Source organism: Nonomuraea sp. NPDC049269, assembly GCF_043197155.1.
Classification (GTDB): Bacteria; Actinomycetota; Actinomycetes; order Streptosporangiales; family Streptosporangiaceae; genus Nonomuraea.
This window is the reverse complement of sequence record NZ_JBICSO010000009.1, coordinates 320,642-335,458: the sequence shown is the minus strand read 5'-3', so window position 1 is coordinate 335,458 and position 14,817 is coordinate 320,642. Positions and strand designations below refer to the sequence as shown.

Here is a 14,817-nt window from a genome sequence, read left to right as displayed (position 1 = left end):
CACGATGAGCGGTCGGCCGCGTCCGGTCGGGGGGTCACGAGGCGGGTCGCGTCCGATCGGGGTTAGGCCGGGCGGTTGGCGCGTCCGGTCGGGGGTCGGGGCGGGCGGCCAGCCACGTTCGGTCGGGGGTCAGGAAGTGGTCCACGACCAGCCCGGCGTCGGCCAGAGCGGCGGTGAGCTGGTCGTCGCTCAGCGGACGCTCGACGATCGACTGCGTCCAGCGGCGGCCGTCGATCTCGTACCTCAGGGTGAGGTCCACCAGCTCCGGCCCCGACGGGGCGAACTCGGTGATCGTGGTGGTGAACCCGGACCGCGCGAAGGTCGTGCCCACCGACCAGGTGGCGCGCACGTCCAGCGGAATCCACTGGATCACCACCACGCCGTCGTCGCGCACATGTCGGCGGCAGCAGTCGAGGAAGCGCTGCCTGGTCGACTCCTCTGGCACGTGCACCAGCAGCGAGGCCAGCAGCACGGCGTCGAAGCGGCGGCCGAGCGCGAGGTCCTCGATCCGCGCGTGGACCCGCTCCGCGCCCTCGACCTTGGCCAGCATCTCGGCCGACTCGTCGACGGCCACGACGTCGTAGCCGAGCGCGGCGAGGGCGCGCGTCACCCGGCCCGCACCCGAGCCCAGTTCGAGAATCGACCCTCCGGCCGGCACCGCGCTCTGGATGATCTCCGGTTCGCCCGCGGCGGCGATCGCCGCGTAGAACTCCACCGGTGAGCCGTCGGAGGTGAACACCCCCGGTCCAGTGCCCGTGTTCATATAGGTCACTGTAGATCGAAAAGGCGGCGTGCCGGGGTAATTCACATTTCCGCTTCCCGCGGAATTCAAGTGAACCCGGTGACGCCGGGTGCAATTGACGAACAACTTCGGTTGGTTCATGCTGGTCGTTGTTGGCGGCCCCTGGGTCCCGGGGTTTCACGGTCGACCAGCCGATCCGTGACGAAGATGCCACGCCCACCTCATTCTGCGGCTACCTGCCGTGCTGTTCTCTTTACCATGCGCTTTGTCCGGAGGTGTAATGGAAATCGAGGGCACCATAAAGAAGATTCTGGCGACCGAATTGTTCGTGGAGACGCCGGCCGAGGAAATCAGCGACCACGAGAGCCTGCGCGACATCTACGGGCTCGATTCTCTGGGATTCACCGAACTACGGGTGCAATGTGAGGACATCTTCGACGTCCGCATCTCCGACGAGGACTTCGTACCCGAGAACTTCCGTACCATCGCCGCCCTGACCGCGCTCATCCGGCGGCTGCAGGGCGGCGGGACGTGAGCCACGCGGGACCGACCGCCGTGTCGCCGTCCCACGGCCTCGACGGAGATCTGCACCTGGACCACTACGGCGGCGGCAAGCTGCCGTTCGTCTCGCTCGGCGGCCGAGGTGTGCGGCTGCGGCTGGCCGAGCGCGGCGGCGCCGCGGGCGAGCCGTTCGAGGTCATCGACGCTTCCGGCGGCTACGCCAGCGCCTGCCTCGGGGCCGGTCACCCGGCCGTGCTGCGCGCCCTGACCCGCGCGGCGACGGATCTCGGGTACGCCACCGACGAGATCGAGTCCGCGGAGCGCACCCGCCTCCTCGCCGGGACGCTCGGCTCCGGCGGGCTGTGGTGCGACCATTTCACGCCGGGCGACTACCACGCGGCCGGCCGCAACTCCGGCTCCGAAGGCATGGAACTGGCCATGCGGCTGGTCCTGGAGTCCAGGTACGACCACCGCCGGCTGCGGCCCGACCCCGAGCGGGGCGGCCGCGATCTCGTCCTCGCCTTCCAGGGCGCGTGGCACGGCTGGACGGGCGCGCTCACGCCGCTGCTGAACCGGCGCCACTTCCGCGTCGGGCTTCCCCAGATCGCCGCAGGCGGTCCCTATGGGCTGGCGGTGGAGCACCTTCCGTTCGGTGCGCTGGAGCCGTTGCTGGAGTTCTTCGCCCGCGACGGCGGGCGCCTGCTGGCCGTCGTCGTCGAGCCGGTCCAGGGCGACGCGGGCCTGCTGGTCCCGCCGCCCGGCTACCTGCGGACACTGGCCGCGCTCGCCGCCGAGCACGGGGCGCTGCTGGTGGCCGACGAGGTCCTCACGTTCGCCAAGACCGGCCGGTTCTTCGCCATGGCGGACGAGCACGGTCCGATCCCCACGGACGTCACCGTCATCGGCAAGAGCCTGGGCATGGGCGTGCTGTCCACCTCGATGGTGATCGCCAGGCGGTCGCTGGCCGTGCGGCCGTCCGGGGCCGTGGCCACCTCCGACCTGCGCCCGCTGACCTGCGCGGTGATCCACGACGGGCTGCGGCTGATCGAGGAGGAGAAGCTGCTCGAACGGTCGGCCGAGCTCGGCGCCCAGTTGGCCGAGCTTCTCGGCAGGGAGGTGCTCGACCGGTTCCCCGGCACCTATCGCGGGCTGCGCGGCACGGGGCTGCTCCAAGGGCTGGAACTCACGGAGGACGCCGCTGACCGGCTGCGCGACCTGCGGTCGCACATCATCAGGGCGGGCTGCTACGTCGAGTTCATGGCCGGCGCGGGCCGTCGCTCCCACGGCCTGCCGTACGTCTTCCCCACCATGCGCGTGGCCCCGCCCCTCGTCACCAGCCCCGCTGACCTGGAGGAACTGGTCGCCGCGATCCAGCGGGGGACCGCGAGGTTCCTCGGGGACGGCCGGTGAGCGGGCCGCGGCCGCTGCGCCGCCGTGTCGAGCACGTGGACACCGACGCCGCGGGGGTGGTCCACTTCACCCGCTACGCCTCCCTCATCGAGACCGCGCTCCTGGAGGACCTGGAGGCGATGGGCGTCGGCACCCGGCTGATGAGCGAGCACCAGCTGCAGCCGGCCGTGACCGAGCTGCGCATGCGGTACGGGGCGGCCGCCCGTTTCCCCGACCGGATCGAGGTACGCGCCGGCATCGACCACGTGGGCGGCGCTTCCTGGCGGGTCTCCGGCACCGTGTGCCGCCTGCCCGATCACGCGGACACCGGGCCTGATCATGCGGGCGTCGGGCGTGATGACGCGGACGTCTGGCGCGATCGCGCGGACGTCTGGCCCGATCGTACGGACGCCGGGGTTGATCGTGCGGGCGCCCGGGCGGGGATGCTGCTCGCCACGGGGACGCTCGTGATGTGCCTGGTCAACGCGGCCGACGGCACGCCGGCCCCGCTGCCCGCCGCCTTGCGTGCCGCGCTGCGCGCCCAGCTGAGCGAAGGGAGGACCGATGGCCGAGACCGGTGAGTCGACCCTGGGGTTCACAGAGATCAAGCAGTGGCTGCGGCACCGGCATCCCATGATCTACATCGACCGGGTGCTCGACTACGTGCCGGGAGAGTACCTGCGCAGCATGCTGTCGGTGTCCGGCACCATGGACGCCATCGCCGGGCACTTCCCCGAGCGGGCCATCTTCCCCGGTAGCCATCTGGTCCAGGCCATCGCCCAGTCGGGCATCATCCTCTACCAGATGAGCACGTCGAAGCTGGCCGACGACGAGATCACGCTCATCGGCTCGGCGCACAGCCGGTTCCATCGCATCGTGGTGGTCGGCGACCAGGTGATCTTCGACGTGCGCAGTGACCGGATCATCGGCAACACCTTCCACTTCTCCTGCCGGGCGACGGTGGAGGGCGAACGGGCGGCGGCCTTCCGCGGCTCCCTCATCCGGGTCCCGGTCGAGCAGCTCGGGCGGCGGCTGTGGTGAACGTCTGGGTCACCGGGATGGCCTGGTCCACGGCGCTGGGCGACGGCCTGGCCGGCGTGTGGCAGCGGCTGCTCGACGGGGACGACGGGTTCCGGGAGGTGCCGTCGGAGCATCGCCTGCGCAACCTGCTCGCCGCGACCCTGCCCGACCCGCCGCCGGAGCTGAAACCGTCGGTACGACAGCGGGCCCTGGCGGAGGGCGTCCTGTCCCGCGCCCTCACCGACGCCGGGCTCACCCCCGGACAGGCGCGCGGGTCCTGGGGAGATGGCGGGCCGTCCGGGCTCGCTCTTGGTGGGGCGTCCGACTCGCTGGACGGACTCACCCCTGGCGGGGCGCCCGACCCGTCGGCCCAGTCGTCCGGGGTCGCGCCTGGCGCCGGGGTGGAGCCGTACCCCGTGCTGGGTACCAGCTTTGGGGCGCAGTTGGACGATGAGGACGCGGATCTGTACCAGTGGGCGGCAGACGTCGCTGCCGGTGCGGGGCTGCGGTTGCCGCCCGTCGCCGTCAGCACGGCGTGTTCGTCCGGGTCCGACGCGCTCGCGGTCGGTGCCGAGGTGATTCGGTCGGGAGTCGCCGAGGTGAGTGTGTGCGGCGCGGCCGATGTGGTCACCCCGGCCAAACGGCTGGCGCACACCGTGCTGGGGACGATGTCGCCCACCAGGCTGCGCGCGTTCGACCGCCGGGCCGACGGCACGCTCCTGGGCGAGGCCGCGGGGTTCGTCGTGCTCGAACGCGAGGAGTCGGCCCGCGCCCGCGGGGCCGAACCGTACGCGGTGCTGGCCGGAACGGGGGCGGCCAACGACGGGGCGGGCATGACGGCGCCCGACCCGGCCGGGACCGGCGTCGACCTCGCGGTACGACGCTGCCTGGCCGCCTCCGGGCTCGGCCTGGACGACATCGCCGTGATCAACGCCCACGGCTCCGGTACGCCCGTCAACGACGCCGCCGAGTCGGGCGCCCTGAGCAGGCTGTTCGGCGGGTGCGGTGCGCCGCCCGTGGTGTTCGCCACCAAGGGCGCGCTGGGGCACACCCTCGGCGCCACCGGGGTGCTGGAGGCCATCGCCGTCGTGCTGGCACTGCACTCCGGCACGGTGCCGCCGGTCGTGGGCCTGGAGGACGTGCCGGCGGGCTTTCCCCTTCCCGTCCCCGCTGGCCGGCCGGGCGGACTGCGGCCGGGGGCGGGGCTCAGCCTGACGCTCGGCTTCGGTGGGTTCATCACGAGCCTGGCCTTCACTCCGGGAGTGCGGCATGTACGGTGAGCGCGCCGGTCTGACCACCCTGGCCCGCGGGCTCCGCGAGACCGGCGACCTGGCCGCGGAGGGACGCCGGACCGCCTCCTTCTACGCCGACCCGGCGGCCTGGCTCGTGGTGTCCGCAGTGGAGGCGGCGCTGGCCGAGGCGCCGGAGGCGGTACGACGGGAGCCGGCCGAGATCGGCGCGCTGGCCGTCAGCGACCACGGCAGCCGCCACACCATGCGCTCGGTCGCCGACTCGGCCGCCCGCGGCCGCGTCTCCCCGCTCCGCTTCGCCGGCGCGAACCCCGGCTCGCTCGCCGGCCTGCTCTGCATCACCCTCGGCTTCCGCGGCCCCAGCCTGCTGGTGTGCATGCCACCGGAGCGCGCGGCGCCCGTCGTGGCGCTGATCGCGGCCGGCTGGCTGGCGACCGGCCAGTGCCGGTACGTCGCCGTCGCCGAGCACACCGTGAACGGCGCCCACCACACCGCCGTCGGCCGAATCCTGGGCGCGCGCCCCGGCCACCACACCGCCGTCGGCCTGGACTTGATAGCCGGCCACGCCACCGCCCCCGACCAGGACCTAATACCCGGCCACCACATCACCACCGGCTGGACGCCAGGCCCGTCACCCGGCCATGACGCTGCCACCGGCTGGACGCCAGGCCCGTCACCCGGCCATGACGCTGTCACCGGCTGGACGCCAGGCCCATTGCCCGGCCGCCACATCACCGGCCCGGTATCGGACCCCATACCCGGCCACCACGCCGCCGACGGCCGGACAGCGGGTCCGGAAGATGAGCGCTGAGGATCTCGGCCCGCCGTCCGACGAGGTGGAGAGCTATCTCCGTGAGCGGGCCGTCGACGTCGACGCGGAGCCCCGCCCGCCCGTGCCCGTCGCGGCCGCCGCCGATCTGTTCGCCGGGCTGGTCGATGGGCTGGGGAACGTGGTGGTGCTCGCCCTGCCGAGTGGGACGGCGCTGCTGCGGTACCTGTTCGGCGCGCTGCACGGCGGGGCGGTGCCCGTCGCCGTTCCACCCGCCATGCCCGCGAGCCGCCTCAGGGAGGTCGCCCGCCGGCTCGGCGCCCGGCTGCTGGTCACCCCGTACGGCAGGGTCGTCCCCGGTACGGCGGTCAGGCGTTTCGACCGCGCCGCCGTCGCGACGTTGCCCGGCCCCTGGCAGCACCACGGCCCCGGCCACGTGATCATCCTGACCTCCGGGACCTCCGGTATCTTCAGCGGCTGCCTGCATCGGGCCTCGTCCCTGTTCCGGAACGCCGCCAGGCACGCCGGGGCGGTCGGGCTGCGGGCCGACGACACGATGCTCATCACGCTGCCGCTGAACTTCTCCTACGCCCTGGTGGCCCAGGCGCTGGCGGGCCTGGTCACCGGCGCCCGTCTGGTGGTCACCGGCCCGCCGTTCAGCCCGCGGGGCTATGCCGACGCCGTGCGGCGCCACGGTGTGACGAGTTCCTCGCTGACGCCTTTCCTCCTGCGCGGCCTGGTGCCCGGCGAGCCGCCCAAGGGCCTGCGCATGCTCACCGTGGGCGGTGACGCCCTGCCGTCCAGGGAGGTGACCGCGCTGCTGCAGGGGCGGGATGACCTGGAGGTGTACATCACCTACGGCCTGACGGAGGCGGGGCCACGGGTCAGCACGCTGGCCGCGCACCTCGAACCCGTCCACCGGCACGAATCGGTCGGCCGCCCGCTGCCCGGGGTCGGGGTGTCCCTGCGTGACGTGCGCGACGGCGTGGGAGAGCTGCTCGTGACCTCCGACACCGTGCTCGTGCGGCGGGTCGGCGCCACCGACGGCCGCGCCACGGAGGGCCGCGTCATGGACGGGCGCCCCACACCGGGGCAGATCGCCACCGGGGACCTCTTCCGCATCGACGCGGACGGCTATCTCCACTTCGCCGGACGCATGGGGGACTCCTGCGTCGTGGACGGGGTCAAGGTGTCGCTGCCGTCGGTACGCCGCCTGGCCGAGGCGCTTCCCGGCGTCGTGGCCGCGGCCACCCGCCCGTGTCCCGGTGGCCGGGGCGCGTACTCCGGCGATGACGGGCGCGGAACGTACGGTGACGGGCGCGGGACGTACGCCGGCGACGACGAGCACGAGGAGCACGAGGAGCATGTCGAGCACGAGGAGCATGTCGAGCACGATGGGCAGCGGTTCGTCCTGGAGCTGTACATGCGCGACGTCACCGACGACGCGGTCCGGCGCGTCCGGGCCGAGCTGCACCGCTTCCTGCTCCGCGCCGAACGTCCCTGCCGGATCCGCGGTATCCCCGCCCAGGAGAGCGCCTACAAGTGAGACAGCTCCTCGTCGATGTAGCCGGCCAGTTCACGCACGGTGGGATGCTCGAAGACGGCCCGGACGGGGATCTCCACCCCGAACTCCTCGATCACCGCCGCCGCGATGCGGACGGCCATGAGGGAGTGCCCCTTCAGCTCGAAGAAGTCGTCGTCGGCGCCCAGTTCCTGGCGGTCGAGCACTTCGCGCCAGATCGCGGCAAGTCGCCGCTCGGTCCCGGTCTTGAACGCTCCCCGGGCGCCGGTACCCGACGTGAGCGTGTTCGGATCCGGCAGCCCGTTCCGGTCGATCTTCCCGGTCGCGGTGAGGGGCAGCTTGTCGAGCAGGACGTACGCGGCGGGCACCATGTAGGCGGGCAGAACGCCCGCCAGGCGGCGGTGCAGGACCCGCACATCCACCTTCGCCGCCGCGACCGGCTCCAGGTAGGCGGCGGGATGCACGGTGCCGTGCTCGTCGGTGAAGACGCCGACGGCGGCCTGCGCCACTCCCGGCTCGGACCGTAGCACCGCCTCGATCTCGGCCAGTTCGACGCGGGCGCCCCGGATCTTGACCTGGTGGTCGCGGCGCCCCAGGAACACCAGCGCGCCGTCGGGCCGCCTGCGCGCCAGGTCCCCGGTCCGGTACGTACGCAGGCCGGATTCGTCCTTCTCCGAGAAGACCGCGGCGGTCTCCGTGGGCCGGCCCAGGTAGCCGCGGGCCAGGAACCGGGTCCTGATCCAGACCTCGCCCTCGTCGTCCGACGCGCTCTCACCCCCGCGCAGCAAGGTCTCTATCCCCGGGATGTCCCGGCCGATGGGGATGTCCCCGGCGCAGCCCGGCTCGACCAGGTGGAACGTCGCGACGGTCGTCTCCGCCGGGCCGTACATGTTGTAGACCGCCGCCCGCGGGAAGTGGGCGCGTACCTGGTCCACGGTCGTGCTGTGCAGGGGCTCGCCGTAGAGGCTGACCGCCCGCATGCCCGGGTCGGGCGGCTCGCCCGCGCTCTCCCGGGCCAGCAGCAGTCGGCGGATGAGCGTGGGCACGCAGAACACGTGCGTCACCTCCCGGCCGTCCAGCCACGGGAGGAGCTCGGCGCCGTCGGGCTTCACCGTGGGCGGCGGGATGACGATCGCGGCACCGGAGTCCAGGGCGCTGAGGATCTCCAGGTAGGCGGCGTCGTAGCTGAGGCGGGCCAGCTGCAGCATGTGCGATCCGCGGCGCAGGCCGGTCTCCGAGGCGAGCCAGCGCGCGAAGTGCAGGAGGTTCCCGCTGCGCTGGACGATGCCCTTGGGCCTGCCGGTGGAGCCCGAGGTGTAGACCAGGCAGCTCGTGTCCCGCGGCACCGTCTCCGTGCGCGGCCCGGACGGCGCGGCCGAGACCACCGTCGCCTCGTCGCCCTGGACGGTCACCACCGCGGGGCAACCCGCCGACCTGGCCGCCTGCTCCACGCCGTTCGGCGTCGCCACCACACCCGTCGGTCCGCAGTCCTCCAGGATCGCGCGGTGCCGCGCGGCGGGCTGGTCCTCGTCGAGCCAGACGAAGGCCGTACCGGCGGTGAACGCGGCCAGCATCGCGGCGATGCCGACCGCGCCGTCGGGCAGCGCCATCGCCACCACGTCCCCCGCGCGCAGTCCCGCCGCCGCCAGCGCCTCACGGTAGCGTTCCGCCCGCGTGGCCAGGTCCCGGTAGGTCAGGACGCCCTCGGCGGACACGACGGCCGGGCTGTCGGGGGCCTGGGCGGCGTGCTCTGCGACCCGCCGGCCGATCTCCGAGTCGAACATCCTTCTCCCTCGGTCGTGAACCCCGCGGTGGCGACGCGGGTGATCTCCTGAACGACGAAAGCCTCTCCATGCCGTACGACGAAGTGGCCGGTGGGCACCGACGCGACCGAGCAGGGCCCGCTCGTCCAGCGGCTCCAGCCGGCGACGTCGTCCGGCGACAGCGCCGGGTCCTCGGCGCCGACCAGGACGCGGACGGGACAGGTGAGCCGCGGCTCCACGGAGGCGGCGTACCCCTGCAAAAGCCGTAGATCTGCCCGTAGGTCGCGGAGCACGAGCGCCCTTACGGCCGGATCGTCCAGCGCCGCGCCCATCGTTCCGTCGCTGTCACGTAGATGGGACAGCAGCGCTCGGTCCGCGCCGTCCGCCGCGTAGATGCCGAGCGTCTCCGCCCAGCGATGCGGGGGCGCCGACGAGATGAACAGGCATGCCGTGGGGGGCGTACCCGGCGCCGCTCTGGCCGCCTCGAAGGCGATCAGGGCGCCCAGGCTCTGACCCACCACCATGTACGGCGGTGCCAGGTCCGCGAGCACGCGGGCGATCCGCCCGGCGAACGTGGCGAGATCAGGTGCGGGCTCGGCTCGCCGGTCACCGGGGCGGGGCATCCGCAGGGCCAGCACCTCGATGTCGTCGGGCAGCGCGCGGGCGAGGGAGGCGTACGACAGCGCGTCACCGCCGGCGTGCGGGAAGCAGACCGCGCGCAGTGCCGCCCCGGGCCTGCGGCGCGGAGTCCAGAAGCAGGACTCCGCCGCTGACATGCTCACGAAGCCTCTCCCGGCGGCTCGGCGCCCACGAAGAAGATCATCGGCTCGTCCAGACCCGACGCGTCGCGGTCCGGCTGGTCCGGCTCCGGGCGATCCGGCTCTGGCTGGTCCGGCTCTGGCCGGTCCGGCTCTGGCCGGTCAGGGTCCGGGCGGTCAGGGGCCGACACGTTCGAGCTCGGCGCGCTCGGCGCCGGCCGGTTCGGGCCCGGCTGGTCGGGGTCGTGCAGGTCCGATGCGGTCAGGACCAGCGCGTGCGGGAACGGTGCCTCGGGGGAGGGCTCGTCGTTCCAGACGAAGGAGCCGGGCACCAGGAAGCCCGGCAGGCGGCGGCGGAGCCGGGCGCGTAGTTCGCCCCGGGTCGGGCGGGACTCGCCGGGCACGGCGGTGAGCCGGGCCGTCAGCTCGTCGCCGTCGTCTGCCGAGACCTCGGCCGCCGCGATCGACGGGTCGTCCAGCAGGGCCTGCTCGATCGGCTCGGCCGGCACCCGGCAGCCGCGGACCACGAGTTCGGCGTCCGTACGGCCCAGCACGTCGAGCGTGCCGCCGGCCCGCACGCGCCCGAGCAGCCGCGTGGGCGTCCCGTCGAGCCAGACCTCGCCCGGCACCCCGTACGGCACCGAGACCCCCCGCTCGTCGCGGACCGACACCCGCACCCGCGCCTCACCGCCGCCGAGCAGCGCGTACGCCTCCGACACGGGCCGATCGGGGTCGCCGCACAGGGCGCGCAGCAGCCGCACGTAGTCGCCGGCCAGCCCCGCGACCGTCTCCTCGTCGAACAGGTCGGCGTTGAAGCAGACCTCCATGACCATGTCGTCGTCGGCCTGGTCCAGCAGGTGGACCTCCAGGTCGAAGCGGGTGGCGGGCTGCGTGACGTCCCTGCCCCAGAGCCGGGCGCCGACGTCGCCCCAGCGCGTCTCGCTCCCGTACGCCCGCGTGACCAGCATCTGGAAGATCACCTGGACCAGCGGGGTGTAGGAGGGGTCCCGCCGCAGGGCCAGCTGGTCGACCAGGACGTCGAAGGGCAGCAGGTCGTTGTCGTAGGCGTCGAACAGCTCCTCGCGGGCCGCGCCGAGCACCGCGGCGAAGCTCGGATCGCCGGACAGGTCCATGCGGACCGGCAGCGTACCGACGAAGAAGCCCACCGTCCCGGCGAACTCCGGCCGCGAACGGCCCGCCACCACCACGCCGATCACCAGATCGTCCGTGCGGGCGTAACGGGCGAGCAGCACGGCGAAGGCGGCGTAGGCGACGGTGTACGGCGTGACACGGTGCGCCGCGGCGAAGGACCTCAGCGTGGCGATCACCTCCACCGGCATGGGCCTGACCAGCTGCCCGCCGCGGAAGTCCTGGATCCTCGGGCGCTGCCGGTCGGCGGGCAGCGTGACGAGTTCGGGCGCACCCGCCAGCCGTCGCCGCCAGTACGCGAGCACCCGCTCGGCCGAGGGGGAGCCGGCCAGCTCCCACTGCCACCTGGCGTAGTCGAGATAGTCGGCCGACTGCTCCACGAGGGGGCGGCCCTCATAGAGCCGGCCGAGCTCCTCGTCGAGGATCGGCACCGACCAGCCGTCGATCACGATGTGATGGACGCACAGCAGGAGTACGTGCAGCTCGGGCGTGACGCGCAGCAGGTGGGCCCGGATCAGGTCGTCCCGCGCGAGGTCGAACGGCTGCGACGACCACAGCCGGGCGAACTCCGTCGCCGCGGACTCCCAGCCGGACTCTCCCGCGAGATCGGTGATGGGCAGCTCGACCTCGAAAGGGCAGCCGCTCACCGTCGCGCGGGCGACCCCGCCGTCGGCGGGGAACCTCATGCGTAACGCGACGTGCCGGTCGGCCAGCGCGCCGAGGGCCCGGCGCAGCGCCGCCACGTCCAACCGTCCGCGCAGCTCGTAGCCCCGGAAGACGTTGTACTGCGGCGAATCCGGCGCGAGCTGCTGGAGAAACCACAACCGCTGCTGCGCAGGCGACGGCATCGGCTCGTGCTCTTCCGGCATCGTCTCATCACCCGTAAGAGAGGCGAAGTGGCTGGTGAACCGGAGATCTCTGCAAGGAGGCTCTATCAGCCCTCCGAGCTTGTCAAGCGGCCGGTCGGCGCAGGCCCTCCAGACAGACCTGGATGATCGGCTCGGCCAGCTCCGTCGCGGGCAGGCCGGGATCCACCAGGCACTGCAGCAGGCAGCCCTCGAGGGCGCCCACGATGACGGTCGCGTGGTGCTCGCTCACGCCCGCGCGCAGCGCGCCTTCCTTGTCGGCCTGGCGCAGGAGCTCGGAGACCGCTGCCCGCATGTCGCCGTAGACGGCCGCCATGTCCACCGGCGACTTCTCCGCCTCCCGGGACGCCGCCCACAGGTCGACCATGATCCGGGCCGGTTCGCGCCGCGCGGCCAGTACGTCGAGCACGGCGTGCACCAGCCCGGCCAGCCGTTCCAGCGCCGGGCCGGAGCCGTTGACCGCCCGGTCGTAAATGTCGGCCGATATGGCTCTGTAGGCTTCGAACGCGGCTTCCAGCAGCGCGTCCCTGCTGTCGTAGTAGAGATAGACGCTGCCCTTGGCGATGCCCACCTCGGCGGCGATGTCGTCGATACGGGTGGCGGCGAACCCCTTGCGGGCGAACAGCTTCACCGCCGCGGTGAGGATCTCTTTGCGTCGCGCGGCCTTGTCGACCTTCCGGGGGGACATGTGATCATTATGACTGACCAGTCAGTCAATGGCAAAACCGGGATGCGGGCCGTACGGGCCGCTGGCTAGGCTGCTGACAGTGAGAGACGTACGGCTGCTGCCCAAAGCCCACCTGCACGTTCACCTGGAGAGCACGGTCCGGCCCGAGACCTCGCGCGAGTTCGGCGGCCCCGGAGGCCGGGGCGGGCCGTTCGCCACGTTCCGCGAGTTCGCCGACCATCGGGCGCTGACGCGCGAGCGGCTGCGCACGGCCGAGCACTTCCGGCGGGTGGCGCTGGAGTTCTGCGAGGACGAGGCGGCTCAGGGCACCCGCTACGCGGAGGTGTCGTTCACCGCGGCCTCGCACGGCGAGCGGCTCGGCGCGCCGGAGATGCCGCTGGAGGCGGTGCTCGACGGGCTGGCCGAGGGGTCGCGCCGCTACGGGATCGAGTGCCGGGTGCTGCTCGACCACTCGCGGCGGCGTTCCGTCGAACGGTTCTGGCGGACGCTGAAGCTCGCCACCCGTTACGAGGCGGTCATCGGCATCGGGCTGGCGGGTGACGAGAGCCACCCGGTGGCGCCGTTCGTGGAGGTGCTCGACGCGGCCAGGGACGCCGGGGTGCGTCTGGTGCACCATGCGGGGGAGTTCGGCGGGCCGGAGAGTATCCGGGAGGTGCTCGTGGCCGGGCACGCCGAGCGGATCGGGCACGGCGTCCGCGTTCTGGAGGACGACGCGCTGGTTGCCGAGCTGGGTGAGCGCGGGGTTCCGCTGGAGGTCTGCCCGACGTCGAACGTCCTGCTCGGTGTCGTGCCCAGCCTGGCCGAGCATCCGCTGCGGCGGCTGCGCGAGGCGGGGCTGGTGGTCACGCTCAACACCGACGGCGAGACCGACCTCGCGGAGGAGTACACGCGGGCGCGGGAGGTCTTCGGGTACGACGACGCGGAGCTGGCCGGGTTCGCCCGGGCCTCGATCGACGCGTCGTTCGCCGCGGAGGAGCTCAAGGCGCGGTTGCGGGCAGGGGTGGACGCCTGGTTGGCGGACACGGATCGCTAACTTGTTTCACGAAATGTGGCGGTGCGCTGACCGTCGGGGGTGCGGTCAGCGCTCGCGGTCCCCGATCAGTCCCCTTCTCTGTCCTTGGTGACCGTGCCGTCGATCGCGTCAACGGTCATGTTCTGCTTCTTCCCGTCGGAAGTGACCACGTCCACCTCCCAGACGATCTTGTCCTGGTGGCTGTCCAGGTTCAGTTCGGTGATGCGGCCGCCCGGCACGGCCGTGGCGATCTTGCCAGCGGCCTGCTGGTAGTCGAGCTTGGCGGCCTTGATCCGGTCGAGGTACTCGGTCTTGTCGGCGGAGTCGTCATCCTCCGCCGACGGGCCGCTGACGACCTTCGCGGTGCCGGCCCCGATGTCCATCTGGTGTTCGGTGCCTTTGGCGTCGACCACCCGCACCTCCCAGAGGCCGCCGTTCTCCTCGGCCTCCATCGAGACGAGCGTCGAACCGGGCACGGCCTTCAACGCGGCCTGCGCCACCTCCTCCAGCTTCTTCACCCCCGAGTGCTTCTGCGAGCCGGCCTCCGCGTCGTACGGGGACGCGGTGGCGGCGACGTACGGCGTGGGAGTATCGGCGCCCTGCTCGGACATCTGACGGGCGTCGGCCCCGCAGGCGGCCGCCGCGAGCAGCGCCGCACCCGCCAGACCGCCCCCGATGATCTTTTTGTTCATGTGGCGACACTTATCATTTCCGCAGGTCGAACGGTGCGAACGACATGAGCGACACCTGCCAGGACACAGAACGGCAGAAGCGGGATTCGGGAAACAGCGCCTAAACCCGCATTAACGCGGACGTATGTCAAAGGAATGCGTTTCACCTCCCGAAGAGTTGTTTGTCCAGCACGCCGTACGCGTGCTGGACAACTGCGGGACGGCTAGACCAGGGGATACGGCTTACCGAGTCACCCGACGAAGGGAATCGACATGGAACGACAGTCCCGCAGGAAGCTCGTGGGCGGTCTGGGCCTTGCGTCGGCAGTCATGTTCGCAACGGCTGTCATCGCCTCCGTACCCGGCTTGTCGTACGCTTCGACCGCGAGCACCTCGTCGAGCAGCAAGACCTCCACGATCCTCGCCCCAAACCGATGCCACCTCAGGACAGAGGCCAATCCGAACAGCGTGTGGGTGCCCCCGAACTACGAAAGCTGCTACGACTGCCTTTCAAGAGCGTCCTACCTGCACTCGCAAACCGGCATCGACTACTACTGCACCTACAACCCAAGCAACGGCAAGACCGACCTGCATTACGACCGGTAAGGCCGGACCGGCATTACCGGGCGTAAGTCGCGTTGGAGCCGCCCGTCTTCCTTCGGGGGCCGGGACGGGCGGTTTATCGCGTAATCAACTCCCGATGGCTATAGTCGATTC

At 72.1% G+C, this 14,817-nt stretch carries 15 protein-coding genes; 9 read left to right on the top strand and 6 right to left on the bottom strand.

Annotated features, from left to right (window positions below; genetic code table 11):
* Positions 1-34: 34 nt before the first annotated feature.
* The gene (locus ACGFNP_RS44735; protein WP_393329087.1) at positions 35-763 is read right to left on the bottom strand and encodes a class I SAM-dependent methyltransferase; all 729 of its coding nucleotides are present in this window, start codon (positions 761-763) and stop codon (positions 35-37) included.
* Between the two features lie 259 nt (positions 764-1,022).
* On the opposite strand from ACGFNP_RS44735, the gene ACGFNP_RS44730 reads away from it, so the two are divergent.
* Genes ACGFNP_RS44730 through ACGFNP_RS44700 form a run of 7 tightly spaced genes read left to right on the top strand, consistent with a single transcriptional unit; the run spans position 1,023 to position 7,217 of the window.
* Positions 1,023-1,277, top strand: coding sequence for an acyl carrier protein (locus tag ACGFNP_RS44730; protein ID WP_358324131.1), 255 nt, complete (start codon positions 1,023-1,025; stop codon positions 1,275-1,277).
* Positions 1,274-2,653 carry an aminotransferase class III-fold pyridoxal phosphate-dependent enzyme gene (locus tag ACGFNP_RS44725; RefSeq protein ID WP_393329086.1) on the top strand — a complete coding sequence of 460 codons (1,380 nt, stop codon included), beginning with the start codon at positions 1,274-1,276 and terminating at the stop codon, positions 2,651-2,653. Before ACGFNP_RS44730 ends, ACGFNP_RS44725 begins: the two co-directional genes overlap by 4 nt.
* Positions 2,650-3,213 (top strand): acyl-CoA thioesterase, encoded by a 564-nt coding sequence (locus tag ACGFNP_RS44720; RefSeq protein WP_393329084.1) that lies wholly within the window; start codon positions 2,650-2,652, stop codon positions 3,211-3,213. Before ACGFNP_RS44725 ends, ACGFNP_RS44720 begins: the two co-directional genes overlap by 4 nt.
* Complete coding sequence (locus ACGFNP_RS44715) at positions 3,197-3,673, top strand: 3-hydroxyacyl-ACP dehydratase FabZ family protein (RefSeq protein WP_214636462.1); 477 nt, start codon at positions 3,197-3,199, stop codon at positions 3,671-3,673. The genes ACGFNP_RS44720 and ACGFNP_RS44715 overlap by 17 nt, the downstream gene beginning before the upstream one ends.
* Complete coding sequence (locus ACGFNP_RS44710; protein ID WP_393329082.1) at positions 3,670-4,932, top strand: beta-ketoacyl synthase N-terminal-like domain-containing protein; 1,263 nt, start codon at positions 3,670-3,672, stop codon at positions 4,930-4,932. Before ACGFNP_RS44715 ends, ACGFNP_RS44710 begins: the two co-directional genes overlap by 4 nt.
* Positions 4,922-5,713 carry a hypothetical protein gene (locus ACGFNP_RS44705; protein WP_393329080.1) on the top strand — a complete coding sequence of 264 codons (792 nt, stop codon included), beginning with the start codon at positions 4,922-4,924 and terminating at the stop codon, positions 5,711-5,713. Before ACGFNP_RS44710 ends, ACGFNP_RS44705 begins: the two co-directional genes overlap by 11 nt.
* Positions 5,703-7,217 (top strand): class I adenylate-forming enzyme family protein, encoded by a 1,515-nt coding sequence (locus tag ACGFNP_RS44700; protein WP_393329078.1) that lies wholly within the window; start codon positions 5,703-5,705, stop codon positions 7,215-7,217. The genes ACGFNP_RS44705 and ACGFNP_RS44700 overlap by 11 nt, the downstream gene beginning before the upstream one ends.
* On the opposite strand, the gene ACGFNP_RS44695 is transcribed toward ACGFNP_RS44700, so the two are convergent.
* From ACGFNP_RS44695 to ACGFNP_RS44680, 4 genes are all read right to left on the bottom strand, one after another.
* Complete coding sequence (locus ACGFNP_RS44695; RefSeq protein WP_393329076.1) at positions 7,208-8,977, bottom strand: amino acid adenylation domain-containing protein; 1,770 nt, start codon at positions 8,975-8,977, stop codon at positions 7,208-7,210. The genes ACGFNP_RS44700 and ACGFNP_RS44695 overlap by 10 nt on opposite strands.
* The gene (locus ACGFNP_RS44690; protein ID WP_393329360.1) at positions 8,887-9,732 is read right to left on the bottom strand and encodes a thioesterase II family protein; all 846 of its coding nucleotides are present in this window, start codon (positions 9,730-9,732) and stop codon (positions 8,887-8,889) included. Before ACGFNP_RS44690 ends, ACGFNP_RS44695 begins: the two co-directional genes overlap by 91 nt.
* Before the next feature lie 2 nt (positions 9,733-9,734).
* Positions 9,735-11,732, bottom strand: coding sequence for a condensation domain-containing protein (locus ACGFNP_RS44685; protein WP_393329075.1), 1,998 nt, complete (start codon positions 11,730-11,732; stop codon positions 9,735-9,737).
* An 82-nt stretch (positions 11,733-11,814) separates the two neighbouring features.
* A complete protein-coding gene (locus ACGFNP_RS44680; RefSeq protein ID WP_358324108.1) occupies positions 11,815-12,417 on the bottom strand; it encodes a TetR/AcrR family transcriptional regulator in 603 nt (200 codons plus the stop codon).
* Between the two features lie 79 nt (positions 12,418-12,496).
* Here ACGFNP_RS44680 and add point away from each other — a divergent pair, with 79 nt between their 5' ends.
* Positions 12,497-13,450, top strand: a complete 954-nt coding sequence (gene add, locus ACGFNP_RS44675; protein WP_393329073.1) for an adenosine deaminase — start codon at positions 12,497-12,499, stop codon at positions 13,448-13,450.
* A gap of 65 nt (positions 13,451-13,515) precedes the next feature.
* Here the strand turns inward: add and ACGFNP_RS44670 are convergent, their stop codons facing one another.
* On the bottom strand, positions 13,516-14,121 hold the full coding sequence (locus tag ACGFNP_RS44670) for a PepSY domain-containing protein (protein ID WP_358324102.1): 606 nt from the start codon (positions 14,119-14,121) through the stop codon (positions 13,516-13,518).
* Between the two features lie 252 nt (positions 14,122-14,373).
* On the opposite strand from ACGFNP_RS44670, the gene ACGFNP_RS44665 reads away from it, so the two are divergent.
* On the top strand, positions 14,374-14,706 hold the full coding sequence (locus ACGFNP_RS44665) for a hypothetical protein (protein WP_393329071.1): 333 nt from the start codon (positions 14,374-14,376) through the stop codon (positions 14,704-14,706).
* The last annotated feature ends 111 nt before the right edge of the window (positions 14,707-14,817 follow it).

Excerpts from the sequence above, each read along its gene's own strand:
- ACGFNP_RS44715 (WP_214636462.1), top strand. The coding sequence starts at position 3,197 with ATGGCCGAGACCGGTGAGTCGACCCTGGGGTTCACAGAGATCAAGCAG.
- ACGFNP_RS44705 (WP_393329080.1), top strand. The coding sequence starts at position 4,922 with ATGTACGGTGAGCGCGCCGGTCTGACCACCCTGGCCCGCGGGCTCCGC.
- ACGFNP_RS44680 (WP_358324108.1), bottom strand. The coding sequence starts at position 12,417 with ATGTCCCCCCGGAAGGTCGACAAGGCCGCGCGACGCAAAGAGATCCTC.
- ACGFNP_RS44735 (WP_393329087.1), bottom strand. The coding sequence starts at position 763 with ATGAACACGGGCACTGGACCGGGGGTGTTCACCTCCGACGGCTCACCG.
- ACGFNP_RS44695 (WP_393329076.1), bottom strand. The coding sequence starts at position 8,977 with ATGTTCGACTCGGAGATCGGCCGGCGGGTCGCAGAGCACGCCGCCCAG.
- ACGFNP_RS44685 (WP_393329075.1), bottom strand. The coding sequence starts at position 11,732 with ATGCCGGAAGAGCACGAGCCGATGCCGTCGCCTGCGCAGCAGCGGTTG.
- ACGFNP_RS44700 (WP_393329078.1), top strand. The coding sequence starts at position 5,703 with ATGAGCGCTGAGGATCTCGGCCCGCCGTCCGACGAGGTGGAGAGCTAT.
- ACGFNP_RS44670 (WP_358324102.1), bottom strand. The coding sequence starts at position 14,121 with ATGAACAAAAAGATCATCGGGGGCGGTCTGGCGGGTGCGGCGCTGCTC.
- ACGFNP_RS44730 (WP_358324131.1), top strand. The coding sequence starts at position 1,023 with ATGGAAATCGAGGGCACCATAAAGAAGATTCTGGCGACCGAATTGTTC.
- ACGFNP_RS44690 (WP_393329360.1), bottom strand. The coding sequence starts at position 9,732 with ATGTCAGCGGCGGAGTCCTGCTTCTGGACTCCGCGCCGCAGGCCCGGG.
- ACGFNP_RS44665 (WP_393329071.1), top strand. The coding sequence starts at position 14,374 with ATGGAACGACAGTCCCGCAGGAAGCTCGTGGGCGGTCTGGGCCTTGCG.